Source organism: Bacillota bacterium (genome assembly GCA_009711825.1).
Classification (GTDB): Bacteria; Bacillota; Proteinivoracia; order UBA4975; family VEMY01; genus VEMY01.
The window spans coordinates 29,903-55,603 of the sequence record VEMY01000040.1 but is presented as its reverse complement, the minus strand read 5'-3'; the positions used below and the strand labels follow the sequence as shown (position 1 = coordinate 55,603).

Below are 25,701 nucleotides of genomic sequence, written 5' to 3'. Positions count from 1 at the left end.
TGCGATGAGCTGCAAGACATAACATTCACTGCTGCTCTTCAATTATTGGTCAGCCTATTCGCTGTATATGTCATGAGCAGGGCTAGACTAAATCAGGAGCACATTAGGGAGCTTTATGGCCAATTTAATGCTGACTTACCTAGTTACTTCAGGAGGTCAGCAGGGTTTTGGGTGTGCGAAACTTGAGTTATCTACCTTACAGGGCATATGATGTTTTGGGTATGCTTTGTGGTCGCAGGCATTTTTGTTGAGTCATTTGGGCTCCAATTTGAGCAGTGGAAAATTTTGCTCTTCGGCTCGATCCTTGTGGGCCTTTACTGGACCTTGCAGCCTGCCTATGTGCATAAGTATATGAAAAAGGTAACCGGTAAGGATAATATCGCTCTGGGGCACACAGTCTCCTTTGCTGCCTGGTTGGGTGCAGTTGTAGGCAAATGGGTAGGCAACCCCGAACAAAGTACGGAGAGCATCAAAGTTCCTAAAAGTCTTGGTTTCCTCAAGGATAGCAACGTAATTATTGTTCTGGTCATGGGCATTTTTTACGCCCTCGGTTCTATCCTGGCAGGTCCATCTATTGTCGGAGAATTTTCCGGAGAAATCAACTACATCATTTATGGTATTATGCAGGGATTAACCTTTGGCGGCGGTATTGCAATTGTACTCTTTGGCGTCAAGCTGTTAATAGCAGAGATTGTCCCAGCCTTTAAAGGTTTTGCAACCAAAATTGTTCCCGACGCTAAACCTGCTTTGGACTGTCCAATTGTCTTTCCTTTTGCACCCGTGGCGACAATCATCGGCTTTGGCGCATCGTTTATCACTGTAATTATCGCCATGGTGGTTATGGGCTTTAACGGCATTTATGTGTTTGTGCCGCCAATGATTGCCTTATTCTTCCATGCTGCTGCAGCTGGGGTGTTTGGCAATGCTACAGGTGGTATTCGGGGAGCTGTGGTTGCCGGTATAATCACAGGTATAATCATCTCTGTCGGGCAGGCGGTTTTTGTTACCCTGGCTACACCTACCACAGTCTCAGACTTCATCCTCTGGGGAGGCGACACCGACATGTTTATCTTTGGCGGTATTCTCCGCTGGGTGACCAACCTATTTAGCATGATCTTCTAATTATTCTGAGGGGGGGCTACCCCCCTCTTTTCTACAGGAGGGATAAGATGTTTGTCCAAACTATCAACAAACAAGTGACTCCCAATGATCTTGGCATCACCTATATTCATGAGCACCTATTGTCTGAGCCACCCCTCTGGCTACAAAAGCAAGATCCCGATCTGGTTTTGCAAGATTTACAGGCATCAGCCAGGGAAGTCGAGATATTTCTAGCCGCTGGCGGCAACACTTTGGTGGATATGACCGCCGTGGACTATGGGCGCAACATTCATGCCCAAGCCAGGATTGCAAAAATGACCGGCGTTAACCTAGTAGTCACAACCGGTTTTAATAAAGGATTGTTCTTCCCTGAATGGGTGAGTCAATCCACCACGGATGTTATCGCCCACTGGATGATTAGTGAGCTGACCGTTGGGATTGAGGGCACAGACTACAAGGCTGGCTTGATTAAAGTTGGCACCGGTTATAATACAATTAGCACCGACGAAAGGAAGGTAATAACTGCGGCGGCAATCGCCCACAAGGAAACCGGCGCACCGATTGCCGCCCATACTGAAGCAGGCACCATGCCTCTTGAGCAACTGACATTGATGGAATCATTGGGGGTAAATTTAAACCAAGTGATTATTGCCCATGCTGACAGAAATATTGACCGCTATGTGATGAATGAAATTGCTGCCCGAGGCGCTTATGTGGAGTTCGACGGTCCTTCGAAAATTAAATACTACCCGGATCAGGCACGGGTAGATGCAATAATCGGATTGGTGAAAGCAGGTTTTGACAAACAGATAGTTATTTCCGGTGACATGGCCCGTCAGTCTTACCTGGAAGCCTACGGTGGAGGACCGGGGTTCCGTTTTCTAATCAGCAAATTTATACCCCGCCTTCATCATGAATTTGCGGCTAATGGTCTCGATCCGGCAATGGCTGATCGGATGATTAGGGAAAACTCACACCAAGCCCTAACCTGGAGGCAATGATGGAAAATCTCAGTATGTTTGCATTCCGGCAAGCACTGGTTGAGAAGGACACAGCAGTACTGCCAATTGGTGCCCTGGAAGGCCATGGCCCCCACCTTCCCTTAGCCACTGATAACTATATCGCCAGTTGGCTGGCCGCAACTTTTGCCCAGCAGGTCAACGCCTTTTTGTTGCCCACTCTCCCCTACGGCCAAGTATGGTCTACGGCCAACTTTCCCGGCACCCTCAGTTTACGTGAACAAACATTGACAGACATCCTAGTTGATATCGCCATGAGTCTGGACAGACAAGGAGTTCGGTACCTGGTGATAGTGAACAGCCATTACGGTAACTTGGGCTCCATGAAAGCCGCAGCCCGTGAGCTGGCCCAAGCCTCTACAATTAAGACTATGACATTTACGCATCCTGAACTTAAAAAACACGCAAGTGCTGTCACGGATACATCCTGGTGCCATCCTTCATACATGCATGCAGATGAGACCGAAACATCGATGATGCTGTCCATCGCCCCTGAACATGTGGACATGGATTTAGCGGTCAAAGAATACCCGGACTTCCCGATTTGGTTTGACTATACGCCTGTCCGCTGGGAAGATGTGACCAAGAGTGGAGTCTTGGGTGATGCCACGGCTGCTACTAAATGCAAGGGCGACACTATTCTCAACGGAATTGTTCACACAATGATTAAAATATATCAACAGTATCGGAGGGATAATAATGGATAGTCAGACTTATTACAGCCGCATCTCGGTGATGCTTAAGAATACAAACGACTCCCAACTGCAGGTAATTAAAAAAGTTGCACAATGTAAGGCCAATGCAATCAAGGAGGACAAAATTCTCCATTACTTTGGCTGCGGTCATTCGCTAATGCTTTGCGAAGAAGTATTCTATCGCGCCGGGGGCCTAGCCTGTATGAACCCGATTTTTGACCCCGGGCTAATGGTTCAGCATGGGGGAGTCAAAAGTTCGCATATGGAAAAACAAGAAAATTACGCCCCCTTTGTTTTAGATCAGTATAATTTGCAGGCCGGAGACATCTTTACAGTGTTCTCCACCTCTGGGCGCAACCCGGTGCCCGTAGATGCCGCCCTCTATGCCCGGGAAAAGGGACTGACGGTAATCGCAGTTACTTCCATGGCCTACTCCACCCGGGTTAGCTCCCGTCATAGTTCTGGAAAAAACCTTCACCAAGTGGCTGATATAGTTATTGACAGTGGCGTTGATTATGGAGATGCTCTATTGGATTACGGTGCCTTTCGGGCTATCCCCGGCTCTACAATTGTCGGAGCATTTATAATTAATGCTATCCTGGCAGAAACCCTGTCGCTGTTAACAAAACAAGGCTTCGAACCGCCAGTGTTGATAAGCGGCAACATAGATGGCGGCAGTGAGAAAAATGAGAAAACCCTAGCTAAGTATCGGCAAATGATTAAACATCTCTAAGTTCACAAGACTTATTCTTGACTATAACGGTTAATGAAGTGGAAACCTCCTCTAAAGCCTTATAACAGGGCTTGGGAGGAGGTTTATTGCTTTTAGAAATGTAATTTTTAAGGAAAAATATGAGTTGGTTATTGGTGTAGATCAGTGGGGCCGATGCCTAACGCAATTCACGACCTAAATACACGGATTTATTCAAAGTGGTTTCCTACCACTGGCTATGAACGAGCTTATGAATTTGATCTGGAAGTCTATCCTCCCGGAGATCCAGATGATGAACTTAAGATCCGCTGGCGGTGGATAATAATTACGGGGTTGGAGCGGATTTTAGAGAAATGCCGCCGGTCTAATCCAGCCTTGGTGTAAATTTCGCTGTCCTTGCAGCTTTGGGCATCGATCATATGCAGCAAGGTCTTTGTGAAGCCTGGCTTTTTCCGTCCCCTGATATATGTGTCTAGTCCCGAGTCTTTCTCAAGGATAGTGGGCGAGCTTATACATTCCTGTAGTTACATCCTAATGGTTATGCTAACTTGATGGTCCGTCAATATATTGCTTTAGTTCCTCTAAAATAGCTTTGGACAGCATTATTGTCCCCTCCCTAAATGTCGCCTGCCCGGCGACCTTTCTTAGCTGTGATTCTATTATAATCGGGGCAAGAAACAAATGAAAGGAAGGAAAGCTATGCATAAAAGTCTTACAGAGGTTATCTTTATTCTCGATCGCAGCGGGTCAATGGGTGGCTTGGAGTCTGATACCATTGGCGGTTACAACGGTTTCCTGGAAAAGCAGAAGAAACTCACGGGGGATACTCATATCACTACAGTCCTTTTTGATGACCAGTATGAGATTCTTTATAACGGTGTGGATGTATCCCGGGCTAGACTTACCCCGGAACAATATTTCGTTCGGGGAATGACTGCGCTCTACGATGCTGTCGGTAAGACTATTCTCGACGTAGGGACGCGTCTGGCCCGGATACCGGAAGCAGAGCGCCCGGGTAAGGTCATTATGATTATCACCACTGATGGGGCAGAGAATAGCAGCCGGGAGTTCTCCGGCAAGCGAGTCAAGGAGATGATAGCTCACCAACGGGATAAGTATGGCTGGGAGTTCCTGTTCTTTGGCGCCAATATTGATACAGCCACTGTTGCTGCAAATATTGGCATAGATACAGACAATGCGATTGCCTTTAAAGCAAGCTCTGCCGGAATCTTAGATCTGATGGAATGTGTTTCGGAAAAGGTCGAGCATAGTCGCAAGGGAAATAAGTAAAGTAGGAGCAGCTAGCTGAAATGCTCCCCTAGAAGTTGCTAGGCGAAAAAAAAAGCGCCTGCGGATGGAGGGGGAGCATTTTTATTTGTAGTGATTCCATGCCGAAAGTCCAAGCGCTCATGCTGACCATCTTATTATCAGTGAGATTGTGCCTTATTTCTTGATATTCAACTGCCTGCATCATCTCCAAGACCTGGCCCGGTTGAACTCAAAAGTTTGATAAATCTCAAACCCGAGACTTGTATAAAGCTTAACCGCCTGTGTATTCCAAGCGACTACTCCCAAAGTAATTTTAGCAAGGTTTTTTTGCATTGCCAGGTTTAAAGTGGCTTCCATAATCTTTCTGCCATAGCCCTGACCCTGATAATCAGGCACAACAAATAAATCATCAATTTCTTCGTCCTGAAGCATTGAAGACCCCACAAATTTCTCATCATCATAAAACATGTATATATTATCTTTCATTTCCAGCGCTGCTTTTTTCATCTTTTCAGCTTTCTCAGGGGTCACGTCTTTGAAGGTATTATAAGGCTTGATATCATTAGCTTCTCTCATTGGGCTAAAGCACTCGCCCATAATGGTATGATATGTGTCAAAATCACTTGCCTCATAATTTCGTACTGTTAAATTCGTTTCTGCGAATGCTTCGCCTTTATAAATCATCCCATGAAGGCTGAACCACTTCTCAAGTCCTTTATCCGAGTAAAATTCCTGCCAATGGACCTGGCTTTGATTATAATTGGTAATCAGATAAACTACTGCCTTTTCTTTTAAAGGAGCCTGAGCATGTTCCCATAATGCTTCAGCCCGCTCTTTGAAGCCGGGTCCAGCTTCCGCGGACATGATAATTTCTGCGCAGCTGCCTAATTCCGGGTGATTCCAAAAGGTAAGAGAACAGATTCCTTTAACTTCATCGTCGTCCTGATAAACTAGAACTTTTGCACCAGCCTCTAATTCTTTTCGCTTCGATTCTGCTTCAGCTTCTGTAAGTTTAGTATGTAAATCGAAGAGCTTTATTATTGCTTCAACATCTTTATTGGTGTAGTCTCGGATCATTGAATCATCTCCCATGCTTGAAATGTACTTTGAATGCATTACCATCTCTAAATACTAATGACATGTCTTGAGGGAGCATAAAATTTCATGTCAAAAAGTTCCGAAAGCGCCCCCTTGTCAATATACCATGCCTTTTCAAGCGAGTGGGGAATATTTAGTGCATTTAACATTGATGTAACGGAACAGATCATGATGCAGCCGGTTTAACAATTAGCTGGCTCGATGCTCCGCTCGCGGACGGTCAATAGATTTCTCCCCTCCCCCAGTAACAGGAGGGGTTAAACCCCGTAAGGAAGAGATAATTTTTCAATCCAGGGGTACTTTTTTGCTTAGAGGTGTTTTTATATTCAAACAGAATATATTAATTAGGTTAATTTTAATTTATGAATTGGATTGCTATTTCGAAGCAATTTATCCTGAGAAGCTTTGGGAGGAATACAATGAGTGACTACATTAAGGAACTACGCAGCCTTATTGGCAATCGGCCAATAATTATCGTTGGAGCCACAATATTAGTCAGAAATCTGGAAGAAATCCTTCTCCAACGCAGATCTGACACGGGAACCTGGGGACTTCCTGGCGGTAGCTTGGAGCTGGGAGAAAGCTTGGAGCAAGCAGCCCGGCGGGAGCTAATCGAAGAGACTGGCCTGAGAGCAGGAGAGTTAAAGCTCGTAAACGTCTTCTCAGGTCCCGAGTTTTTCTTTGTATACCCCAATGGCGACCAGGTCCATACAGTGATTGTTCTCTTTGAGGCATCTAAAGTAAGCGGGGTGCTAGCTCCCATTGATGATGAAAGCTTGGAGTTAAAATACTTTCCTCTTAATGCTTTACCCGAGCTTGAATCACGGGCCGAAAATATACTCAAAACATTGTAATCTATACTGATTTGATGAGCTACCCCAAGCAGGAAAGGGTTATTAGATTATCTGAAAAGACCATAATGGAGAGGAGCAACAAGATGAATGAAATCCGACTGATTCAGAAGCACCATTATGTACCTTGTCTGGACATGCTTATAAGGATAGTTGAGCTTTGCCCCGATCAACTCTGGGACGAAAAAAGCCAGGGGCCTCCCCCTTGGCAGATTATCTACCATACCTTGGCCGGTTCCTGGGTTTGGTTTCGGCCGATGGGTTCGCCATTTCAGGAACCTCGGCTGGGAGAGGCAGTTGCTGAGCTAAAGACTATTCCCGCTGACTGTCTGACAAAAGAAGAAGTGCTTTAATTCGCCGAAGAAGTGCGGGAGCGGGCAGACGCTTTCTTTTGTGCTATCGAGGGTAAGCTGTTAGAGCCATACTGGTTTTATGACAAAGTCACTAATCTGGACATTATCCTCAGCCAGATTCGGCATATCCAGCACCATGTGGGCTATTTGAACTGCATGATGAGCGAGGCCGGTATCCCAATACAGTGGCAGGAGCCAATGGTGAATAGGAGAAAGGAGAGAACCTGATGCAAATCTTAACTCAGCGACTGCGGGATGTATTTACCCTTACGGCTGACCTGGTTCAGCATTTATCCGAAGATAACCTTAAACTGAGATTGGGCAATCTGCCATCTAATACCATCGGCCAGCAGCTCTGGTGCATTATTGGCGCTAGAGAAAGCTACAGCAGGGCGATAGTAAGCGGACAATGGGAGGGCTTCACCTGCTCATTGCGGGAAACAACTTCTAAAGACTTGGTTATGGAAAGCCTGAATAGGAGTGCTGACAAGCTCCTGGAATACCTTGGCACAGAGGAACTCAGTGAGAAAAAGTTGAAGTTTGTTATCTCGCTATTGGAGCACGAGGTTCAGCACCATGGTCAGCTTATTCGTTATATTTATGGCAATCAGCTTTCTTTCCCTAATAGCTGGCACACCAGATATACAGTTTGATGATCATGTCAATTCATCTAATCTATGACAGGCTGTTGTCCAGTTTGTTGTGATAAACCCATTGAAATCTGATTCAGGTAGGAATTGATTTGGCCTTCGACTAATAAGAAGGAATACAAAGACCTGAAGGTGTGCCCTTCAGGTCTTTTAAATTATTTGTCTGTGTCAAACAGCCAGTAAGGGGTGAACATGCTCTCGGTGACCAGGGCCCCGTGGTCGCCTCCGGTTTTTGTCGCATACATCCCGTGGTCAGAGTAGATGAGAACCCTGCCTTGCCAGTTGCTGACCAGCTGCTGGATGTACTCATCATTGCCTCGAATGGCCTCAAGGGTATTTTCATGGAGGTCACCGTACTCATGACCGGTGCTGTCCACGTCTTTGAAGTGGACGTACAGAAAATCGTGTCCGTCAGCGATAATTTCCAGTGCGTTTACCGTCTTATCATCGTCAGTGCTGCCGTCTTCGTTCCGGTCCACCGAGTAGATCGGGCCAATCTCCAACTCAATTGTGCCGATTGGGCCAATAACTGCGGAAGAAGACTTCCCTTGCTCGTTAGAGTAGGCAAATATCGTTGGCACTTTCAACTGCCTGATGCCTCTCCTATAAACGCCATTGACATCTGGCAATTCACCGCTCAGCGAGGCCGCCATGTTAACCGGGGTAACTGAAGGATATGCGGACATCGCAATTTCCGGTTTCGGCAATGTGTCTAGGAAGGGAGTGTAGCCAAGTCCACTGGCATACTGATATTGATGATGGCCAAGCCCGTCAACCATAATCACAAGAATCGGTACTCCTTGGTCAAGAGAGTCTTTGGCATCTTGATAGACACTGGTGATAACTCTGTCGGGAGGATTGAGGACAATCCCAATGGTCCGGGAGATGATAACCTCACTACCAACCATGTAATCGAGGCTGTTCTTGTTTAGGACGAAGCTCCCGTCCTGGCGCAATGGCTCCATTTCTCCCTTTTCGCCGACAACAGCGATGGAATCGCGGCCGGCCAGGTTGACATAGCTTTCGATATCTATTACTTTGCGCCGGTAGAAGGATGTGGCCAGTAGTTCTTCACCCTCATAATCCACGGACGCTGTTCCACGCTCGCTGGGGATTACTGTGTATCCGTTCTTATACAGTTCACCCACCGAGAGGCTTGAGATATTTCTCCCGGGTTCAATGATGTGAAATTGACTGTTTATGGGCAAATCATGGGAGACGATAACAATCTCCTTGATGTTCTTGATATTGCTGCTTACCGGATGGTTGAGATTAATCGCCTCCCAGCCATTTTCTTTATTTAAGGCCAAGTAGCTTTCCGAGATGTTATCATTGCTAATTAGGACGCTGAATCCATCATGGGCAGTAAAGAGGATTTCAAATTCTTGCCCATGGGGTTCAGCCTCAAGAACGAGTTGCTCCAGGGGGGTCACCTCAATCGTTTGCTCCCGGTAATCTAGCTTCAGGGTATCTGGCGCTTCACTCAAACTGTTAATGCTGAGTGGGCTTTCTACATCACCCAGGACTTCCAGGGGGAGCCCGGAGGAAAACTCGGTTTCTGTATCACAGCCCAGAAGCAGCGCACCCAGGGTCATTCCCAGTAGGGAGAAAATTAGAAGCTTAGATAGTAATATCCTGCAATTCAATGCACACATTTCATTGCCCCCTCTGGCATCTAATTGCTAGTTTAGTCTGCAACGCGGATTGACAACAGGCCTTTTACCGCTGTATTTTTGGGAAGACCCTCAAAGGCTGAAGATATTTCGCCACTGTCCCGGAAAAAGACGATTCCTGCTTCCAGTTCTTCATAGCTTATCTCGACACTATAACCATCATCAGACTCGAGGATATAGGTGTCGGCTTCCTTAAGGCTGAACTTATCCGCAATGTCCTTTAAGCTTATACCTTTGTCGCCATCGACTTCTGCCTCATCGAAGTATTCCAGTCCGTTTTTGACAAAGAGGAATCCTGTGTCGCCACTGCCCATCCATACTAAGTCACGGACATGCATGCCCCGGGGAAGGTCAGGGCCCCGGAAGGCAGGGGTGTTTTCGCCTTCAACAACAACATATTGTTCGATGGCTGTAGCAAATTCCTCGTTTTTCTCGAATCCGTCACTGGCCAGCATTTGGACGAGACTACCAGCTTGTACATCTGCAAACACCGCTTCTGTTTTAACAGCCTTTGCATCGGCTTCAGCGATATAGTCAAGTACTTCCAATTCTGGGAGCAGGGTTTCAAAGAAAATTATTTGCTCCAATACGCCGATTTCCCCGCTAGGATCCTGGCTGCCGCCGGACTCGCCCCGGTTGAGATTTATTTTCACAGTGTTCCGCACCCAGTACATACTTTCTTCGTCGGGTATAAAGATCCGAATTGGGCCGGTGTTTTCGTGCAAGGGTTCTCCATCAATCTCGTAGGCAAGGATAATCTTGCCACCAGCGACTATATTATTGGGGACTTCAACTGAGTAACCATCGCCGGCGGTAAAACGCACGGTACCCAGGTCACCAATACCGATTTCCAGGTGAGCCAGTACAGTTTCCAATAGGACTCCTTTGATTGAGTACTGCTCTTCAACATCACCATTATCGTCCAGGCGGACGATCTCTTCGGATACAGCTTCAAGGTCCATGAAGTCTGCTACAGACAGCTCAATTTCTCCGGCTTCCTCGCATTCGATGACGACTACATTGTCCTCGCTAGTATAATCGTCGCCGGGCACTTCCCCGCCAGTGCCTCCGCAGGCTGCTAGGCCGAGTGTAAGGACAAGGACAATCGTCAACAGAGCCCACTTACTAGTTAGTTTCATTTTCCACTCTCCCTGATGTTGTACTTTAGCTCACAATCCCCGTCACTATAGAGCTCCCTGAAACAAAAATCAGACCCTGGAACAGAGTCTGCGCTTGACATACATGTAACTAGCAAGAAGCAAAGCGGCTTGTATGTACGACTCCTTTCCAAATCCGGGAGGCAGCGCCGTTTCCAACGATACCCTATCGGTCTACGTTTCATAGTTTCCCTTAGAAATGTAGACTCGGAGCGAGGTATTGTGTTTGTCTTCATGATACTGATATGTGTGATGCTTGTCAAGATGGGCGATGGTGACTTGACGCTGAAACGTCATAGTGTTATGGTGTTCTTGAGGGGGGATTATGTTGAGCAAACCTGTAAAGCGTTCCACAATCTACTTTGCTCCGGAGATTCATGCGGCGCTTCGGTTGAAAGCGGCTTCTACTCAATGCTCGGTGTCAGAGTTAGTTAATAACGCGGTTAGGGATATGCTCCGTGAAGATATGGCTGATTTGGCTGCGTTTGAGGAACGGGTTCTCGAGCCAACAATCAGTTACGAGGAAGTCCTGGAAGACCTGAAAGCAAATGGCAAGTTATGAGCTTCGGGTTAAAAAATCTGTTGCCAAGGACCTGCGCAATCTTCCTGTTAAAGATGTGGAGCACATTGTCAGGCGTATAGATAAGCTGAAATCTGAGCCGAGACCGCCTGGCAGTGAAAAACTATCAACCCAGGAGCGATATCGTCTCCGGCAGGGAAGCTACCGGATTATCTATGAGATTATGGATGAAGAGCGTGTTGTGATTATCGTTAAAATCAGTCATCGAAGGGATGTTTATAAGCAGCTTCATGAGGAATCAGGACAATACATTATAGACATGTAAGTGACCTGCTCACCGCACCCCTTTATTGATGTATTTGAATAAAGGCTTTTTGTTGTATAATTATCTTAAGCTAAAGATACTTAAGGTTAAAGTAATGGAGGTGCTATATGCAAGGGGGCGATTTGGCTCTGAAATTGCTTATAGTCCTGTCCCGGTCATATAAGTCTGTGATGGCACAGGTGGAAAAAGACATTAAGGGTTACGGACTAGCAGTCATGGAGTTTAGTGTATTGGAGCTTTTGTACCACAAAGGAACCATTCCCATGCAGATGATTGGAGATAAGGTGCTCATGACCAGTGGCAATATCACCTACACAGTGGATAAGTTGGAAAAGAAGGGACTGGTGCGACGGGTTGCCTGCCCAGAAGACAGACGGGTGACTTATGCCGAGCTGACCCCTGAGGGGCAAGCTCGGTTTGAGGACATTTTTCCCCAGCACCAGGCAGCGGTTCAGCAGATAACGGCCGGACTTTCCCCGGTAGAACAGGCTAAAACAATAGAACTGTTAAAGAAGCTGGGACACGCGGCCAAAGCTAATTAACAGGAGGTTATTTTAATGAAACGGCAATCCGCAGGCATTCACCACATTACTGCCTTTGCGGGTAACCCCCAGGCGAACGTGGACTTCTATGCAGGGATATTGGGTTTACGCATGATCAAACGGACGGTCAATTTTGATGCGCCGGAGATTTATCACTTGTACTTTGGCAATGAAGCGGGCAGTCCCGGCACCGCCATGACATTCTTCCTGTCCAATGATAATCAGCGGGGAGAGGTGGGTGCCGGTCAGGTTGGCTTTACAACTTTCGCCGTGCCAGCAGGGTCATTACCCTTCTGGGAGCAGCGGTTTGCTAAATTCGGGATTCCCTTTGAGCGCAGCGAACGCTTTGGCGAGACTTATCTCAGGTTTCGGGACTGGGATGGTTTACAATTGGAGCTGGTCGAGAGGGACGATATCCCCAATAGTAACTGGACATTTGGTGGCGTTCCTTCCGAGCATGCAATCAAGGGGTTTGGCGGCGCCGTTCTCTTTAGTCTCAAACCTGAGAATACAATGGTGGCGCTGGAAGAGTTGTTGGGTTTTGAGCGCATAGGTGAGGATAGGGAGTATGTCCGTTTCCGTTCCTTGGGAGAGTATGGCAATATTGTTGACGTCTACACCGGCGCGAAGGACCGGGGTAGTGGCGGCGCCGGTACAATCCACCATATTGCCTGGCGGACAAGGGATGAAGAGGAACAGAGTGATTGGAGAGTGGCGGTGGAGGACTACGGCTTTCGACCGACGCCGGTGATTGACCGCCAGTACTTCCGCTCCATCTACTTCCGCGAAGCGGGGGGAATCCTTTATGAGATTGCCACCGATGGGCCAGGCTTCACAATCGACGAACCTCTAGAGGGCTTGGGCGGGGAACTTGTATTGCCGCCCCAGTATGAACAGATGCGGGAGCGGATTGAAGCCGGCTTGGAGCCAATCCAGGTCAGAGTCCTGGAACAGGATCGTTAGATTATTGCAAGTAACATTAGCCAAAATTAAGCAACATAAAGGCGGGGCATATACCCCGCTTTTATTGTTGCGCTACAGCGTTTAAATCCGTCTCAACTGATGTTCATGCTTAGCGTTTGGCGAGGATTTTTTCAACGACAAGCTTGCTTGAAAGCAGGACCAGGGATGCACCAGGACCGGGGTGCACGGACTGACCTGTAAAATAAAGGTTGTTGACCGCATCCGACTGGAGATGGGGGCGAAAGTAGTTGGTCTGTGTTAATGTGGGGCTGAGGCCAAAGGCGGCACCGGCATAGGAGTTGAACCGCTGCTTCAGGTCTTTCGGGGTCAGCTGGCTCTCAAAACTTATATTATCTTCAATGTCCGCGAGTCCGGGGATGCTTTTCAGCGCGGAGAGAATTCTGTTTCTGATGGTGCTGATTGTATCTTGGCCCCAGGTAATATTATTGGCTGTTAAATTGGGCACGCGCACGACGGCGCTCAAGCATTCTCCTTCTGTGGCCATGGTGTTGTCTATCCGCGAGGGACAATAGATATAGAAGGAGGGCTCTGTGGGTATTTGGCCGCGAAAAGCCTGCTCAATATTTTCCTTGAAATTCTCATTTAGGTAGAGATTATGGACAGAAAGCTCTGGATATTGTTTCTTCAGGCCCAGATAAAGAATAAACGCCGAGCAGGTATATTGCATGCTCTTCAGCTTGTCAGCTGTGTGCTCTCCTTGATGAGCTTTGTTTTTTATCAGACTGCTCACTGTGTAGGGGAAGTCGGCATTGCTGATAATGATATCGCCATGGACTGTTTCGCCATGGACTTTGATTCCCACCGCCCGGTAATCGGAAATTAATATTTCATCAACGGCAGATTTGGGGATAATTTCGCCGCCCAAGTGGTCAATCGCTTTTTCCAGGGCCCTGATGTATGTATAGAATCCTCCCCGCAAATGCCAGAGGCCATAGAGTTGGGCGATAACCGGCACAAAGGTATAGGTGCCGGGCCCCTCAAAGGGGGAAATCCCCACATACAGGGCCTGATAGGCCAGGAATTTGCGAAGCTTGGGGTCTTTAATGTATTTGGCAATGAGTTTAGCAGAGGTCGACAAAGATTTAGTCTTTAAGGCATTGGCTACCGTTGACGGCTTGATGAAATCTATCGGTTTTTCAAAGGTCTTGCGCAGAAAGTGTTCATTGGCGATTACATACCGCTGGTAAACCTCGGCGAATAACTTCAAGTAGCCAACTGCGTCCTGCTGAGCAATTGATTCCAGGGTCTTGGTCAATTCTGCGATATCCCGGGAGATGTCAAGCCGGTCTCCGTCAGGAAAAAAGCAGCGGTAAGTGGGCTCAATTCTGCTGAACTCCAGATATTCCTGCGGATTTAAACCAGCGTCATGGAAGACTTCTTCATAAATATCCCGGTTCATCAGGATGGAAGCTGTGAGGTCAAAGGTGAAGGGGGCGTGAACAATCTGATTCGTCTTGCCGCCAACTTTGCTTTCCTTCTCAAAAATTTTCACATTATATCCTTTGCTCAGCAGTCTTACTGCAGTAGCAAGTCCACCAATGCCGGCGCCGATTATTAGGACGGTGTTTGCCATCACTATCACCCCCACGTAAACTATAACTATTGTTTGCTCGGGCAGAGATTTTATGATTTATCAGCGTGTATGAAGTATGTTTGAAAGCAAATCTTGAGCTGTATTACTGACATAAAAATATCCCCCGGCAGGCGTCGGGGGATATTTCGATAAAGCAGAAACAAACTTGGTGGACCAGTTACAAGTTCTCCCGCAGATGTTTACCGCAGCTGGGACAGAGATTCCAGTCCGGGGAAACAGGTTTATTGCACTGGGGGCAGGCTTCCTGGAGCTGGTAACCGCAGTGGGGACAGATTTGGAATTCCTGTTCAACCTTGTTTCTGCACCCGGGGCATTTCGTCAGCGGATTGTATTGAGAAGCAACGATTAAGTAGACAATCAGGCCCAACAAGTAGGGAATCAGCGCGGCCACCAGGGTCCAAAGCAGTTGGTTCATACCCCGGCGCCCGGCATCTCGCCAGACAAAAATGCCGATTAGCAGCGGAATCAGGATGAACATGGAAAAGAAGACAAAGTTAAAGAGTCCGAATGGGGCTCCCATTATAAAACCTCCTTGGCTAATTTACTAAGCTGGGTTCGGGTCAACCACATTACAGCAATCAAAGCGTTATAGAATGTGGTGGTTGCGGAGATAAACAGCAGCAACTGGGGCGTTGGCATTGGCACAACTATCAGTATAACAAACGGCGCATAGAGTAAGGGGAGGCCTAGGGCCGCGGCCAATAGCAGCCAGAGTTTCAGCGATTTTCGTTTCCTCAATCTGCTGGTGGTGCGCTCGATGAGCTCATCCGGTGGTGAAAACCGGGTCGCTTTTCCATAGGCATATAACAATTCGTCCAGGTTTTTCTTCATCACGTCACCTCCAGTAGGGTTTTGAGTTTACCTCGGGCGCTATGCAGTCTGGTTTTTACTGTCCCCGGTGGAATGCCCAGGACTTGCGAGATTTCCTGAACAGTGAGTTCCTGGAAATAATACAGGATTACAGGGATGCGCAGGTTATCTGACAGTGTTTCCAAGCAGCGGCGTAACTCGCTTGCCTGTTCATAGTCGAGGATGTCCTGGTCGGGGGCGGGGGTATCTGCTACCAAGTTGGCAAGTTGTTGTTCCAATACATCGGCAATATGGTAGTCCTTGACCATTTCCAGCCAGCGCTTGCGTTTTCGCCACCGGTCTTTGTAGAGGTTGGCGGCGACGGTAAATAGCCAGGTCTTAAAGGGGCGGTCGGGGTCCAGGCGCTGGATATTGGCCAGGACCCGGACCCAGGTATCCTGGAAGAGGTCGTCGGCAGCGCTTTTCCCTTTGCACAGGTGCAGGCAGAAATGGTAAAGGGGATCCTTGTACCTCTGGATTAAAACTTCCAGCATCTTGAGTTGACCGGTCTGACAGCGACGAATCAATGTTGAGTCCTCCAGAGCGCTCCCCCCCTTCCCTTAAGTAATACGCGCCAGTTGGAGTCCGGTTTGGTTTTGTAGTAAAATAATTATAACGTATGGAATGATGAGTTGTGTACGTTGGCATCGTGGGGAAATGAGCTGTAACATATGTAGGTTAACTTTAACACTGGGAGGGGATAAATTGAATAAGCAAGCGCTGATTCAGAAGGCCTGTAATTTCCTGGAGAATTGTGAGGACAATTATCTTAAACCGGAAATCGCCATTGAGGATAGGATGGCGGGAATGCGGATTTATGAGGCGCCCCTCTTCGGGTTTGGCGTGGCCCAGGATGAGCATTTTGTTTTATTGAAGAAAGAGGACGCGGTTGGTGATCATTTCATGCTGCCGCAGGACTGGCTGCCTGAGGCGAGAACTGTAATATCATTCTTTCTGCCATATACGGATGCTGTCCGGAATAGCAACCGCAGTGAGATGCGGTGGCCGTCCGGGGAGTGGTTGCACGGGCGCATTGAAGGACAGAAAGTGCTAAACAAGCTTACTAAGTTTCTGCAGGATGAGCTGATTGCTGCCGGCTTCGCCAGCATCGCCCCGCCCCTTGATGAGCGGATTTGGTCCAAACAGAAACCCGATGACAATGATAAATATTCGTTTACCTCCAACTGGTCGGAAAGGCATGTGGCTTTTGTCTGTGGCCTGGGCACCTTCGGCCTGTCCCGGGGACTGATAACCGAAAAGGGCATGGCCGGCCGCTTTGGCAGCGTGATAACCGAGCTGGCCTTAAGCCCGACTGAGCGTAAGTATGAGGATGTTTATGAGTATTGCACTCTATGCGGCGGATGCATAAGGCAGTGCCCGGTTGGCGCAATCTCATTTGATGAGGGTAAGGATCATACTATCTGCTGCGATTTTCTCGACGTGGTAAAAGAGCGTTTTGCTCCCCGCTATGGTTGCGGGAAGTGCCAGGTAGGCGTGCCCTGTGAAACTGGCATCCCGGGGTAGATAACTAAAAGAGAGCCAACGAAATGCACGAGCGGCACTTCCGTTGGCTCTCATTTTATCAACTGGACATTCTTTCAGGGTTTTTAACGCATTCGGCAATATCCAAAGCGTTGTCTGCCCAGGATTTGTAGAACGACTCCTCGTGGCAAACGAGGATGACGCTGCCGCTAAACTGGGCAAGGGCGGTTTGCAGTGCTTGCTTCGCTTCCTGGTCTAAGTGGTTGGTTGGCTCGTCGAGGATTAAGAAGTTAAAGGGGGTAAGAAGCAGGAGGCAGAGCTTTACCTTTGTCTGTTCTCCACCGCTCAAGGTGGAAATTGCCTGGGTGACATGGTCATCTTTGACGCCACATTGGGCGAGCTGGCGGCGAATTTCCTTTTGTGTCAGGTCAGGGTATTGGTGGAGGACAATCTGGAGCGGCGTCATCTGCGGGTTCGCCCAGCTCAATTCCTGGGCGTTATACCCGACTTTTGCCTGCGGGGAGAAGTTGAAGCCTCCCGAGATAGCCGGGATTTCGTCAATCAGGGTTTTCAGCAACGTAGATTTGCCTATACCGTTAAAGCCGGTAATCACCAGCTTCTTGCCACCTGCCACCGAGAAATTCAGTTTCGGCAGCAGGGCGGAATTGTAGCCGACCTCAAGGTTATTTACTTTAAGCGCCGCCTGGGGGGCGATGGGCAGCTCTCGGAATTTGATGCTTGGCTTTTGCTGAAAGTTTGGCGGCGCAATGCGTTCCATTCTATCCAGCTGTTTGCGGCGCCCCCGGGCGTTTTTACTCTTTATGCCGGCGATGTTCCTGCGGATATAGTCTTCTGTTCTGGTGATCATTTTCTGTTGGGCGGCATATTGACGCATGTATTCCTTGCGCAAATGTTGTTTTTGGCGTTGGAAATCTGAATAGGTGCCACAGTATTTTTTAATCGTCGTGAACTCAATGTCGCAGATGCAGGTACAGACGGATTCGAGAAAGGCGTGGTCATGGGAAATGACGATGAAAGCGCCACTAAAGGACTTTAAAAATTCGGCCAGCCAGTCCACATGTTCTTTGTCCAGGAAATTAACCGGCTCATCCAAGAGCAGGACATCGGGAGCTTCCAGCAGCAGTTTGGCCAGGATAATCTTGGCCCGTTGGCCGCCGCTTAGCTTTTGCAGCGGTCGCTCAACGCCAATTGCATCAATGCCAAGACCAAGGACAACCTGGTTGATCTTGCCCTCGATGGCGTAGAAATCTCGGCTCTCAAGCTGTTCCTGGTAAATGGCCGCCTGGCGCAACTGGCTCTCATCACCGGTGTCTGCAATCTCCTTATAGACAGCGTCCAACTTTCTTTGGATGGCATACAGATCTGCAAATGCTGAGTGAAGGTATTGGGATACAGTTATGTCACCATCGATTACAGCATATTGGTCCAAATGGCCTATCCTAACGCCTGACTGCCATTTGACTGACCCATTATCCGGGATCACGTCCCCAATCAGAATGTTTATTAGAGTGCTTTTGCCTGCGCCGTTCTGTCCCACCATGCCCATGTGTTCGCCTTTGTACAGCTCAAGGGCGGCATCTTTGTATAGCATTTTATCTCCATAACGATGTGATAAATCTTTTACCTCTAGTAAGCTCATGTAAATTCTCCTTCCTGAATAAAAAAGCAGAGTAGCAGCATCAGTTGATGCCGGCCCTCTGCTTTGGTGTCTATGGATAACAGACTGTCAAAAACAAAGAGCCATGGGACAAAGCATTGCCCATGGCTCGTTAATCCGTTTTCAACAGCCAATAGTCATAGGAAACTAAGCGTAGCTATGCTACACTCTCTACAGACTATAAGCCGATGAATATTGGAAACCCGGGGTTCCCTGATTAAGCTCCACACAACGCTTCATCGTATATAGTTGTACGGAGCTGGCTGTTAAGGTCAATTTGCATTGTTTAACGTACAGCATAGGAAATCCCTCCATAATCACGGCTAATTCTAACACATACCTTTGCCGGGCACAAGCTGGTAACGCAACTGTAAACATCTAATGCCTAGGCGTTCCGAGATTATTGACTGACGACTATAGATTTAGTGTGTCAAAATAATTACATTGTTTATTGCTGCAGGATAGGTAACATAAACTGTCTAATAAGTTATAATGAATTAGGGGAGGGATGGCAGTGTGGCTTTGGCTTTTCGTGTTTTTATTTGCTATTTTTGCTTGCTACTTAATGGTCGCCAGATTGTATATACTGATTCGCGATTTCTCCAGTTCTGAAAGGCGGATACGCAATTCCCTGGTGGTGGCTGGTATTGCTATCGGTTACTTTCTGATTATGATTACCTTATGGAGCACCACCTGGGTGGGCGCCGGTATTTTCTAGTCCACGCTTGCAAGAGTTTGTTTAGCCCTCAGCCCGCTGGGGGCTTTATCTTTGGGCTTGGGCGGGCACTAAGCCCAGTCCATCAATCCTCCATCGACAATATTATGCTTGTGGAGGTGTAAATTATGGAACAAATGAATTGTTGTGAGCCGACTCCTTTTATCACAACCAATGTTCTCGAACCCGTGGGTCCGGCCAGTCAATTGTTTATCTCTGGAGTATCAATCTTTGAGATTACTATTTTTGAGCCCCCGCTTCAGAGGGTAACACTTGTTGCGATTAATTTGCCTGATCCCGATACCTTTGGTCCCTTTGATCAGTATGTGGCAACTCTCGAGATCCCTGGCGAGTCTGCTCCCCAGGAAGAAATAGTGCTCTTGCCGACACCGGATGAAGCAGTTTGGGCTGGCTCTACCCTGCTGACCTTTGGCGGTACGCTGCCAACTATCAATGCTTTTATCCGGCCGCAATTGAATGGAGTTCGGGTAGGTCCCGTGATCTTGCAGGGACGGGTCGTCAGCGCAGAATAGTTCTATCCCAATCGCAAATACCCCGCTTGGCCGGGGTATTGTGCATACCCCGAACTATTGTCATAATAATGGTATATCCCAAAGGGGGCTTAACGCATGGGAACTCACCAACGCAGCGTACTTTGTTTAATCCCGGAACATGGTATTCAGGGGTTGGAGCGCTTTCGCAGGCAGTACATAAACCATTCTGGCAGGGATATTCCTTTTCATGTCACTCTTTTGGATAGCTTTCCATTGCCAGCTGTTGATGAGGCAAACAAGTTAAAACGTATTGCTCGGGAAACATCCAGATTTGAGTTTGTGGCCAACCCTATATCCAGTTTTCCCACCACAAATGTCTTGTATCTGACACCTTCGCCGCTGGCTCCGATAGAAGAGCTAACGCAACGTCTGTACCGCGTATTTCCAGAGTTTCGCCCTCAAACAGGGTTTCCAGTTTTTCATATGACAGTGGCCCTGGGTAACCCGGAGCCACAGAACAAAGAGATAATTGCTACTTACTTTGCCCAATTCGGCAAGCAGCCTCTGCCATTAAGGGCCAAGTCCTTAAGCGTGTATACTCAGAGTGACGAACAATGGCACCGTTGCTTGACAGCGGAGCTTGGGTAGTACGGACGGTTATTTGGCTCCTGTCTCTGTACCAGTATTAGAAAAGGAGTGGCCTATGAAAATAGCAGTGATTTCGGATATCCATGGAAATATGCCTGCACTAGAAGCGGTGTTGGCGGACATTGAAGTAAAAGATGTCTCCAGGATAATTTGCCTGGGGGATCTGGTGGGTAAGGGCCCAAGCACAATGGAAGCGATTGAGCTCTGCCACGCCAAATGTGACGAGATCGTAGTTGGGAACTGGGATAAATTCCTCGCCAATACCGACCAGAGCAGCAGTGGAATTGATTATTTCAGACGGCAGCTGGGGACCACGGGGTTGGAGTATCTCCGCAAGCTGCCGGAGTATACCGAGTTCTACTTGAGCGGCAAGCTGGTACGATTGTTTCACGCCCACCCCTTGGATGTATTTAAACGCATCCACCCGACCAGTGAGTTGAGTGAACGGGAGAATATGTTTGCTGAGCCAACACTGGCGGGGCCCCAGAAGTATCAGGGAGTATCAGATATAGCTGGATATGGCGATATCCATTGGGCTTACATACAAAATGTGCAGGGGAAGATTTTATTCAATGCTGGCAGTGTCGGTAACCCGCTTGACCTGACAATGGCATCGTATGTTATTTTGGAAGGCGAATACGAGAGCCAGCAGTCCGCCGCTTTTTCGACCCACTTTTGTAGAGTGCCCTACGACATCGAGCAGGCTATCCTGCAAGCTGAGGAGCATGCGGTTCCGGAGCTGGAAGCATACAAGACTGAATTGCGCACAGCTGTTTATTCGCGCAAGAAGCAGTAGCGGAGGACAAGGACGGAAGCAAAACTTGGACGAACTGTTAACAGGGTTTTCGATAGTTGACCGAGACAAGGAAGAGCATTATTGGCTAAATGAAGGAAGCAAGCAATTTAGTTCTTATTGGCAGATTCATGCGCAAAAACACTAGAGCGTCTTGGGGCACAGGCGTGTCGAGATTGGGAGCACGAGAACCGTCCCTGTGCTCCAAACAAATAAACAGGGGGTTGGAATACGTAGAACGCGGTTTTTCTACACTGACACGGAATTTGGGACTTTTTATCGTTCCGGTTGTTATGGATCTGATATCTTTTCTGATGGGCCTTGCTACTGTCGGTTTTGTCGGCGAGGCGGCTTTTACCTTCAAGTTTTCAGTTAATGTGGGGCTGCTTTCCATCGCCGATATTTTGGAACATTATGTAATGATGAACGGGTTAGTTTTTAATCTGGATGAGGGACTAGGTATCATGGGTCCGGCCCTGTTGTTGTTTGCAGTATTTATGATTTTCTCTGCTTTTGTAGAGGCGGGGTTTGTTGGTTTGCTTTACGACGTCGTCCGCAGGCAATCGGTGTCCTCAGGACAGTTCTTCGCCTATGCTGGTCGCTATTGGCCGCGCTTTTTGGGCCTGCGGCTTTTGATCCTGGCCTTTATATTTATCGGAGGGTTGGTATCTGCCTTAGTTCTTTCGATACTGGGCGTTCTTTTGTTCCTAGTCGTGTTTGTAATCTTGAGGATTCGTTATATATATTGGGAGTTTACAATTGTTTCTGAGGACATGGGGGTCATTGACGCCTTTACTCGCAGTCGCGAGCACTTCGCAAACCGGTCCCACCATCTAGCAGGGGTGATTATAACTATCCTGGTGAGCAATTTTATTTTTGGCTTAATCTTCAATGGCATCTGGCATCCGGTGGTGGTTTTTGTCGGGATTTTTATTTATGGATATGTTGCCTCCGGGTTGCAATTGGCACTGATGTTCACTAAACCTGATTTGGATATTGAGGCAGAATGATGATGTCATATTCTGGATGATTAGGTTGCGTCAATTTGGGAGCACGAGAACCGTCCCGCTGCTCCGGGAGAACCGTCCGATAACTGTTCTAGGTAGGTGAGTAATAGTGCATGTTTTGAATGCAGAAAATATAAGCAAAGCATACAGCGACCAACCCCTTTTCCAAGGGGTTAGTTTTGGTATATCCTCCGGGGACAAGATTGGCCTGATTGGCAGCAATGGCTCGGGAAAGTCTACGCTAGCCGGAATTGTTGCCGGCAATATGCAACCCGACTCGGGTGAGATTGTACTCGGTGGCGAGGTCCGGGTCCATTATCTACCCCAGTTTCCGGAGTTTGATTCCGATAGCACCATCATCCAGGAAGTATTCCGGGGAGAGGACCCAGCTCTGCAGGCCTTGTGTCGCTATCACTCTTTAACAGCACAAGTTGAGACGGGCCAAGAGGAACTTGCCCCTGAACTAGCTCGTCTTAACATTCAGCTGGACAATCTCAATGCCTGGCAGGTGGAGAGCAGCGCCAAGGCGGCCCTGACCCGGTTAGGTATCGAGGATTTTTCCCGGGAAATATCTTCTTTGTCCGGCGGGGAGCGCAAGCGGGTGGCGCTGGCCCGGGCCCTGATTACCCCCTGCGATTTACTGGTTTTGGACGAACCGACCAACCATCTAGATACCGGCGCGATTCTCTGGCTGGAGGATTTTCTGCAAAAGCGCACCGGGGCGCTTTTGATGATTACCCACGACCGCTGGTTGTTGAGTCGGGTATCGAATCGGATTCTTGAGTTGGACCGGGGCGGATTTTTAGACTGCTCCGGCGGGTATCAACGGTTTTTGGAACAGAAGGCCGAGTGGGCAGAAAAGCAGCAGGCGGCGCTGCGTAAGCACCGGGCAGCCCTCAAACGGGAACTTACCTGGATGCTTCAGGGCGCCAAGGCCCGTTCTACCAAGGAAAAAACCCGCAAGGACAGGTATCAGGAATTGAAGGATCAGACCTTTCTAGCCGATAAATCTGCGGTCGAGCTGGACATTGCCAGCAGCCGCCTCGGTAAAAAGGTTATTGAGCTGGCAGACATCAGCATCTGTCGGGGTGGCAAACAGCTGGTTCGTGAGTTTAGTTATACATTGCTGCCCCGGGACAGGATTGGCATTGTCGGGCCCAACGGCAGCGGCAAGAGCTCGCTCCTGGACGTAATTGCTGGCTTGGTCCCTCCTGAGTCGGGAGATGTTCAGCGGGGTGAGACCGTTAAGATTGGCTATTATCGTCAGCAGGCAGGCGAGTTGGATGAGAATAAGCGGGTGCTGGAATATGCCCGGGGAATCCGCGAGGCGGTGAAGACGGCCTCAGGAGAGATGATTTCGGTTGGTAAGATGTTGGAACAGTTCTTGTTCACCGGCCCCAGCCAGTGGACATATATTCGGGACTTGTCTGGGGGCGAGCGGCGGCGCCTGTACTTGCTGGGCATTCTCATGGAAGAGCCCAATGTGCTGTTGTTGGATGAGCCAACCAATGACCTGGATATTGACACACTCACTGTGCTGGAGCATTATCTCGATGATTTTCCCGGTGCCGTGGTGGCAGTGTCCCACGACCGCTGGTTTCTGGACAAAACAACTGAGCATTTGTTTTGCCTTGACGGCCAGGGCGGCATAGAGCGCTATACCGGCAGTTTCAGTGATTTCCTCGCCCGGCAGGCACCAGCGCAGCAGGGCGATGCAGATAAGGATAAGCGCCCGCAGCGGCCCCGACGGCAAAAGACCAAGCTCAGCTATCGGGAGCAGCAGGAATACGACGGGCTGGAAGCTGAGATTGACGAGCTTCAGGGGCGTGTCGATGAACTGGTGAAAGAGCAGGCTGAGGCAGGCAGCGACTTTGTGCGCCTGGCGGAACTGCATAAAGAGCAGGAAAAGTTGGAGCAGGAGTTGGAACAGAAGATGACTCGCTGGCTGGAGCTGGAACAGCGTAAAGAAGAATTGGCGCAGTGTTCCCGGACAGGGGGACAGGTCCCTCGTTCGGATAGGTAGCACTCCCGGACAAGGGGACCACAGGCCCGGAGAGTGACCATAAATGTATAGAGAAAAGGGGATCTTGAATGCAGAAAACGATAGAGGAACTGCTACAGCTTCTGAATGGCTATAATCCTGCAACTCCAGTGGATGCTCGCTCCAAGCAAATGACTATGTCTTTTTTAGCAAGTAATGATATTGTTCTCGGTAGTGGTAACCCAAGGGGACATTTGACCGGTTCTGTCTGGATAATAAATACTGAAAGAACCAAGGTTCTGCTCACCCACCATAGGTTGTTGGGCAAATGGCTTCAATTGGGTGGGCATACTGATGAGGGGGAGGATATTGTCTCGGCAGCACTGCGGGAGGCCAGAGAAGAATCGGGCTTGGAAGACCTGAGGCTACTGTCTGAGCAGATCTTTGATATCGATGTGCACACCATACCCGAGAGCATGGGCAAGCCTGAACATTTGCATTATGATATCAGATTTCTGGCTGAGGGTGATGATAACAAGTCCCTGATTATAAGTCATGAATCACGGGCGTTGAAGTGGGTCAGATTAAGCGATATCAAAGAATATAGTACTGAGGAATCAATTCTGCGTATGGCAAGAAAAACCATAGTTTAACCTCGCTCCGGACGAGGGGCCTGTCCCTCTGTCTGGGGATTGTTAGGTCCAAGGGGGTAGTGTGGTTGTATAGAACTGCTCAGATTGCCCGGATGTTTGGCGTGCATCCCAATACGGTCAGACTCTATGAGCGGCTTGGCATGATACCGCCGGCACTCAGGCAGAAGAATGGATACCGTGTATTTACTGAAGTGCATGTGGAACAGTTCAAGTTGGCCCGGTTGGCTTTACGCGCTGAGGTAACCCAGAACGGGTTGCGAAAAAGGGCAATCGAGATTATCAAGGTCTCGGCAACTGGGGACTATGACAGGGCAATCGAGTTGACCTGGTCTTATCTGGGGCAGGTAAGAAAAGAGCAGCGTAACGCCGAAGAGGCCATTGAGATTACGGAAGAACTCTTGTCTGACTCAAGTCCGGAAGCTTGTCCCGTGCACTTGCTGCGCCAGGAGGCGGCAGACTATCTAGAGGTTACAATTGACACCCTGCGGAATTGGGAAATGAACGGTTTGTTGAGGGTAAAAAGGATGAAGAATGGATATCGGGTGTATAACCATGAGGATGTGCAAAGGCTGAAGCTCATCCGCTCTCTTCGCTGCGCCAATTATTCCCTGTCCGCGATTTTGCGCTTGCTTCAAGTCTTGGCGGACACGTCTGAGGTAGACGTAAGAGGCCGCTGGACACCCCCCAAAACTCAGAAGATATTATCTCGGTTTGCGACCGCTTGCTCACTTCATTAGCCCGGTTGGAGAAAGATGTGCTAGAAATGCTGGCGCAAATCCGCAATATGAAAAAAGAGTTTGGGCAAAACCCTCCACTATAACACCAGACTTTGTTCAGGTGTTATATTTTTTTGTATCA

The 25,701-nt window shown here is 48.5% G+C and carries 28 protein-coding genes, 2 pseudogenes and 1 riboswitch; of the genes and pseudogenes, 22 read left to right on the top strand and 8 right to left on the bottom strand.

Annotation, left to right across the window (positions count from 1 at the left end):
• The first annotated feature begins 189 nt into the window (after positions 1 to 189).
• The 6 genes and pseudogenes from FH749_12670 to FH749_12645 all read left to right on the top strand — a co-directional run bounded on the left by FH749_12670 (position 190) and on the right by FH749_12645 (position 4,817).
• A pseudogene (locus FH749_12670) lies at positions 190 to 1,122 on the top strand (PTS ascorbate transporter subunit IIC).
• A 47-nt stretch (positions 1,123 to 1,169) separates the two neighbouring features.
• Entirely contained in the window at positions 1,170 to 2,102 is a 933-nt protein-coding gene (locus FH749_12665) for a phosphotriesterase-related protein (GenBank protein ID MTI96308.1), read from the top strand.
• Positions 2,099 to 2,827, top strand: a complete 729-nt coding sequence (locus tag FH749_12660) for a creatininase family protein (protein MTI96307.1) — start codon at positions 2,099 to 2,101, stop codon at positions 2,825 to 2,827. The genes FH749_12665 and FH749_12660 overlap by 4 nt, the downstream gene beginning before the upstream one ends.
• Positions 2,820 to 3,548 (top strand): SIS domain-containing protein, encoded by a 729-nt coding sequence (locus FH749_12655; GenBank protein ID MTI96306.1) that lies wholly within the window; start codon positions 2,820 to 2,822, stop codon positions 3,546 to 3,548. The genes FH749_12660 and FH749_12655 overlap by 8 nt, the downstream gene beginning before the upstream one ends.
• Before the next feature lie 153 nt (positions 3,549 to 3,701).
• Positions 3,702 to 3,911, top strand: coding sequence for a hypothetical protein (locus FH749_12650; protein MTI96305.1), 210 nt, complete (start codon positions 3,702 to 3,704; stop codon positions 3,909 to 3,911).
• 315 nt (positions 3,912 to 4,226) lie between these two features.
• A complete protein-coding gene (locus FH749_12645) occupies positions 4,227 to 4,817 on the top strand; it encodes a VWA domain-containing protein (GenBank protein MTI96304.1) in 591 nt (196 codons plus the stop codon).
• Between the two features lie 180 nt (positions 4,818 to 4,997).
• Here the strand turns inward: FH749_12645 and FH749_12640 are convergent, their stop codons facing one another.
• Positions 4,998 to 5,918, bottom strand: coding sequence for a GNAT family N-acetyltransferase (locus FH749_12640; protein ID MTI96303.1), 921 nt, complete (start codon positions 5,916 to 5,918; stop codon positions 4,998 to 5,000).
• 395 nt (positions 5,919 to 6,313) lie between these two features.
• Here FH749_12640 and FH749_12635 point away from each other — a divergent pair, with 395 nt between their 5' ends.
• The 3 genes from FH749_12635 to FH749_12625 all read left to right on the top strand — a co-directional run bounded on the left by FH749_12635 (position 6,314) and on the right by FH749_12625 (position 7,751).
• Positions 6,314 to 6,748, top strand: a complete 435-nt coding sequence (locus tag FH749_12635; protein ID MTI96302.1) for an NUDIX hydrolase — start codon at positions 6,314 to 6,316, stop codon at positions 6,746 to 6,748.
• Between the two features lie 83 nt (positions 6,749 to 6,831).
• Positions 6,832 to 7,098, top strand: a complete 267-nt coding sequence (locus tag FH749_12630; protein MTI96301.1) for a hypothetical protein — start codon at positions 6,832 to 6,834, stop codon at positions 7,096 to 7,098.
• A gap of 227 nt (positions 7,099 to 7,325) precedes the next feature.
• Entirely contained in the window at positions 7,326 to 7,751 is a 426-nt protein-coding gene (locus FH749_12625) for a hypothetical protein (GenBank protein ID MTI96300.1), read from the top strand.
• A gap of 152 nt (positions 7,752 to 7,903) precedes the next feature.
• Here FH749_12625 and FH749_12620 read toward each other — a convergent pair whose 3' ends face one another.
• Both FH749_12620 and FH749_12615 read right to left on the bottom strand, forming a co-directional pair.
• On the bottom strand, positions 7,904 to 9,403 hold the full coding sequence (locus tag FH749_12620) for a hypothetical protein (GenBank protein ID MTI96299.1): 1,500 nt from the start codon (positions 9,401 to 9,403) through the stop codon (positions 7,904 to 7,906).
• A 32-nt stretch (positions 9,404 to 9,435) separates the two neighbouring features.
• The gene (locus FH749_12615; protein MTI96298.1) at positions 9,436 to 10,560 is read right to left on the bottom strand and encodes a hypothetical protein; all 1,125 of its coding nucleotides are present in this window, start codon (positions 10,558 to 10,560) and stop codon (positions 9,436 to 9,438) included.
• 125 nt (positions 10,561 to 10,685) lie between these two features.
• Positions 10,686 to 10,803: riboswitch (molybdenum cofactor riboswitch) on the bottom strand.
• 103 nt (positions 10,804 to 10,906) lie between these two features.
• On the opposite strand from FH749_12615, the gene FH749_12610 reads away from it, so the two are divergent.
• From FH749_12610 to FH749_12595, 4 genes are all read left to right on the top strand, one after another.
• Positions 10,907 to 11,140 carry a CopG family transcriptional regulator gene (locus FH749_12610; GenBank protein ID MTI96297.1) on the top strand — a complete coding sequence of 78 codons (234 nt, stop codon included), beginning with the start codon at positions 10,907 to 10,909 and terminating at the stop codon, positions 11,138 to 11,140.
• Positions 11,127 to 11,423, top strand: a complete 297-nt coding sequence (locus FH749_12605) for a type II toxin-antitoxin system RelE/ParE family toxin (GenBank protein ID MTI96296.1) — start codon at positions 11,127 to 11,129, stop codon at positions 11,421 to 11,423. Before FH749_12610 ends, FH749_12605 begins: the two co-directional genes overlap by 14 nt.
• A 107-nt stretch (positions 11,424 to 11,530) precedes the next feature.
• Positions 11,531 to 11,965, top strand: a complete 435-nt coding sequence (locus FH749_12600; protein ID MTI96295.1) for a MarR family transcriptional regulator — start codon at positions 11,531 to 11,533, stop codon at positions 11,963 to 11,965.
• A gap of 15 nt (positions 11,966 to 11,980) precedes the next feature.
• Positions 11,981 to 12,928, top strand: coding sequence for a ring-cleaving dioxygenase (locus tag FH749_12595; protein ID MTI96294.1), 948 nt, complete (start codon positions 11,981 to 11,983; stop codon positions 12,926 to 12,928).
• Positions 12,929 to 13,037: 109 nt separating this feature from the next.
• On the opposite strand, the gene crtI is transcribed toward FH749_12595, so the two are convergent.
• The 4 genes from crtI to FH749_12575 form a co-directional block, all read right to left on the bottom strand.
• Complete coding sequence (gene crtI, locus FH749_12590; protein ID MTI96293.1) at positions 13,038 to 14,522, bottom strand: phytoene desaturase; 1,485 nt, start codon at positions 14,520 to 14,522, stop codon at positions 13,038 to 13,040.
• Positions 14,523 to 14,700: 178 nt separating this feature from the next.
• Positions 14,701 to 15,063, bottom strand: coding sequence for a hypothetical protein (locus FH749_12585; GenBank protein MTI96292.1), 363 nt, complete (start codon positions 15,061 to 15,063; stop codon positions 14,701 to 14,703).
• Complete coding sequence (locus FH749_12580) at positions 15,063 to 15,374, bottom strand: hypothetical protein (protein ID MTI96291.1); 312 nt, start codon at positions 15,372 to 15,374, stop codon at positions 15,063 to 15,065. Before FH749_12580 ends, FH749_12585 begins: the two co-directional genes overlap by 1 nt.
• Positions 15,374 to 15,919: a sigma-70 family RNA polymerase sigma factor gene (locus tag FH749_12575; GenBank protein ID MTI96290.1), complete on the bottom strand. Its 546-nt coding sequence runs from the start codon at positions 15,917 to 15,919 to the stop codon at positions 15,374 to 15,376. The genes FH749_12580 and FH749_12575 overlap by 1 nt, the downstream gene beginning before the upstream one ends.
• 178 nt (positions 15,920 to 16,097) lie before the next feature.
• Here FH749_12575 and FH749_12570 point away from each other — a divergent pair, with 178 nt between their 5' ends.
• Positions 16,098 to 16,916 (top strand): epoxyqueuosine reductase, encoded by an 819-nt coding sequence (locus FH749_12570; GenBank protein ID MTI96289.1) that lies wholly within the window; start codon positions 16,098 to 16,100, stop codon positions 16,914 to 16,916.
• A gap of 58 nt (positions 16,917 to 16,974) precedes the next feature.
• On the opposite strand, the gene FH749_12565 is transcribed toward FH749_12570, so the two are convergent.
• Positions 16,975 to 18,534, bottom strand: coding sequence for an ABC-F family ATP-binding cassette domain-containing protein (locus FH749_12565; protein ID MTI96288.1), 1,560 nt, complete (start codon positions 18,532 to 18,534; stop codon positions 16,975 to 16,977).
• Positions 18,535 to 19,066: 532 nt separating this feature from the next.
• On the opposite strand from FH749_12565, the gene FH749_12560 reads away from it, so the two are divergent.
• From FH749_12560 to FH749_12525, 8 genes and pseudogenes are all read left to right on the top strand, one after another.
• The gene (locus FH749_12560) at positions 19,067 to 19,270 is read left to right on the top strand and encodes a hypothetical protein (GenBank protein MTI96287.1); all 204 of its coding nucleotides are present in this window, start codon (positions 19,067 to 19,069) and stop codon (positions 19,268 to 19,270) included.
• 125 nt (positions 19,271 to 19,395) lie between these two features.
• Positions 19,396 to 19,800 carry a hypothetical protein gene (locus tag FH749_12555; protein MTI96286.1) on the top strand — a complete coding sequence of 135 codons (405 nt, stop codon included), beginning with the start codon at positions 19,396 to 19,398 and terminating at the stop codon, positions 19,798 to 19,800.
• Positions 19,801 to 19,896: 96 nt separating this feature from the next.
• A complete protein-coding gene (locus FH749_12550; GenBank protein MTI96285.1) occupies positions 19,897 to 20,409 on the top strand; it encodes a 2'-5' RNA ligase family protein in 513 nt (170 codons plus the stop codon).
• A gap of 55 nt (positions 20,410 to 20,464) precedes the next feature.
• Positions 20,465 to 21,205, top strand: coding sequence for a metallophosphoesterase family protein (locus FH749_12545; protein ID MTI96284.1), 741 nt, complete (start codon positions 20,465 to 20,467; stop codon positions 21,203 to 21,205).
• Positions 21,206 to 21,426: 221 nt separating this feature from the next.
• The gene (locus tag FH749_12540; protein MTI96283.1) at positions 21,427 to 22,212 is read left to right on the top strand and encodes a hypothetical protein; all 786 of its coding nucleotides are present in this window, start codon (positions 21,427 to 21,429) and stop codon (positions 22,210 to 22,212) included.
• Between the two features lie 106 nt (positions 22,213 to 22,318).
• Positions 22,319 to 24,232 carry an ABC-F family ATP-binding cassette domain-containing protein gene (locus tag FH749_12535; protein MTI96282.1) on the top strand — a complete coding sequence of 638 codons (1,914 nt, stop codon included), beginning with the start codon at positions 22,319 to 22,321 and terminating at the stop codon, positions 24,230 to 24,232.
• Positions 24,233 to 24,300: 68 nt separating this feature from the next.
• Positions 24,301 to 24,843, top strand: a complete 543-nt coding sequence (locus FH749_12530) for an NUDIX hydrolase (protein ID MTI96281.1) — start codon at positions 24,301 to 24,303, stop codon at positions 24,841 to 24,843.
• 59 nt (positions 24,844 to 24,902) lie between these two features.
• Positions 24,903 to 25,663: pseudogene (locus tag FH749_12525) on the top strand (MerR family transcriptional regulator).
• Positions 25,664 to 25,701 lie beyond the last annotated feature (38 nt).

What these genes read in the sequence shown, in the direction of transcription:
- FH749_12625 (MTI96300.1), top strand. Translation starts at nt 7,326, where the DNA reads ATGCAAATCTTAACTCAGCGACTGCGGGATGTATTTACCCTTACGGCT.
- FH749_12640 (MTI96303.1), bottom strand. Translation starts at nt 5,918, where the DNA reads ATGGTAATGCATTCAAAGTACATTTCAAGCATGGGAGATGATTCAATG.
- FH749_12655 (MTI96306.1), top strand. Translation starts at nt 2,820, where the DNA reads ATGGATAGTCAGACTTATTACAGCCGCATCTCGGTGATGCTTAAGAAT.
- FH749_12565 (MTI96288.1), bottom strand. Translation starts at nt 18,534, where the DNA reads ATGAGCTTACTAGAGGTAAAAGATTTATCACATCGTTATGGAGATAAA.
- FH749_12600 (MTI96295.1), top strand. Translation starts at nt 11,531, where the DNA reads ATGCAAGGGGGCGATTTGGCTCTGAAATTGCTTATAGTCCTGTCCCGG.
- FH749_12530 (MTI96281.1), top strand. Translation starts at nt 24,301, where the DNA reads ATGCAGAAAACGATAGAGGAACTGCTACAGCTTCTGAATGGCTATAAT.
- FH749_12665 (MTI96308.1), top strand. Translation starts at nt 1,170, where the DNA reads ATGTTTGTCCAAACTATCAACAAACAAGTGACTCCCAATGATCTTGGC.
- FH749_12595 (MTI96294.1), top strand. Translation starts at nt 11,981, where the DNA reads ATGAAACGGCAATCCGCAGGCATTCACCACATTACTGCCTTTGCGGGT.
- FH749_12645 (MTI96304.1), top strand. Translation starts at nt 4,227, where the DNA reads ATGCATAAAAGTCTTACAGAGGTTATCTTTATTCTCGATCGCAGCGGG.
- FH749_12555 (MTI96286.1), top strand. Translation starts at nt 19,396, where the DNA reads ATGGAACAAATGAATTGTTGTGAGCCGACTCCTTTTATCACAACCAAT.
- FH749_12605 (MTI96296.1), top strand. Translation starts at nt 11,127, where the DNA reads ATGGCAAGTTATGAGCTTCGGGTTAAAAAATCTGTTGCCAAGGACCTG.
- FH749_12660 (MTI96307.1), top strand. Translation starts at nt 2,099, where the DNA reads ATGATGGAAAATCTCAGTATGTTTGCATTCCGGCAAGCACTGGTTGAG.
- FH749_12650 (MTI96305.1), top strand. Translation starts at nt 3,702, where the DNA reads ATGCCTAACGCAATTCACGACCTAAATACACGGATTTATTCAAAGTGG.
- FH749_12620 (MTI96299.1), bottom strand. Translation starts at nt 9,403, where the DNA reads ATGTGTGCATTGAATTGCAGGATATTACTATCTAAGCTTCTAATTTTC.
- FH749_12615 (MTI96298.1), bottom strand. Translation starts at nt 10,560, where the DNA reads ATGAAACTAACTAGTAAGTGGGCTCTGTTGACGATTGTCCTTGTCCTT.
- crtI (MTI96293.1), bottom strand. Translation starts at nt 14,522, where the DNA reads ATGGCAAACACCGTCCTAATAATCGGCGCCGGCATTGGTGGACTTGCT.
- FH749_12635 (MTI96302.1), top strand. Translation starts at nt 6,314, where the DNA reads ATGAGTGACTACATTAAGGAACTACGCAGCCTTATTGGCAATCGGCCA.
- FH749_12580 (MTI96291.1), bottom strand. Translation starts at nt 15,374, where the DNA reads ATGAAGAAAAACCTGGACGAATTGTTATATGCCTATGGAAAAGCGACC.
- FH749_12550 (MTI96285.1), top strand. Translation starts at nt 19,897, where the DNA reads ATGGGAACTCACCAACGCAGCGTACTTTGTTTAATCCCGGAACATGGT.
- FH749_12545 (MTI96284.1), top strand. Translation starts at nt 20,465, where the DNA reads ATGAAAATAGCAGTGATTTCGGATATCCATGGAAATATGCCTGCACTA.
- FH749_12630 (MTI96301.1), top strand. Translation starts at nt 6,832, where the DNA reads ATGAATGAAATCCGACTGATTCAGAAGCACCATTATGTACCTTGTCTG.
- FH749_12585 (MTI96292.1), bottom strand. Translation starts at nt 15,063, where the DNA reads ATGGGAGCCCCATTCGGACTCTTTAACTTTGTCTTCTTTTCCATGTTC.